The sequence below is a fragment of the Polaromonas sp. P1_G2 genome, from assembly GCF_056405515.1.
This window is the reverse complement of sequence record NZ_JBFUBY010000851.1, coordinates 1-534: the sequence shown is the minus strand read 5'-3', so window position 1 is coordinate 534 and position 534 is coordinate 1. Positions and strand designations below refer to the sequence as shown.

Sequence of the window (534 nt, the reverse complement as noted above, 5' to 3'; positions counted from 1 at the left end):
GCGGTATCCTTGCCAACCAAATCACGGCGGAGCGGTTCAAACGCATTCGTGATCAGTGGCCGGGCAAAGTGATCGTGAAGGGCGTGCTCGATCCGGACGAAGCGGCCGAATATCTGGCGCTCGGCGCAGATGGTATCATCGTTTCCAACCATGGCGGGCGGCAGCTCGATGCGGCGCCGTCTTCCGTTTCCATGCTGCCCCTGGTGCGCAAGCGGGTCGGCAAGGAGGCGCTGGTGATGGCTGATGGCGGTGTGCGCTCGGGGCTCGATATCGCCCGGATGATCGCGCTTGGCGCGGATTACGTCTTCATGGGCCGGCCCTATATTTTCTCGGTCGCAGCGATCGGCGACGATGGCCCGGCACATCTCATCGAGGTGCTCAAGCTGGAACTCACCGGCACGATGCAGCAGATGGGCTGCCGAACGCTGCCGGAACTCGCGAATTTTCTGCATGAGCCAGCCGCTTGGCTGAGGGAGCGATGAACCAGCAACAGACTGAATTTATTGCAGCACTTTCGTCGGCGCTGGATCAGGC

Annotated in this window: 1 protein-coding gene; it reads left to right on the top strand. The window is 61.6% G+C overall.

Annotated elements, in window-relative coordinates:
- Positions 1–482: alpha-hydroxy-acid oxidizing protein (locus AC1D0P_RS27965; protein ID WP_477679708.1), on the top strand; the 482-nt coding region annotated here is incomplete at its 5' end.
- Between the last annotated feature and the right edge of the window lie 52 nt (positions 483–534).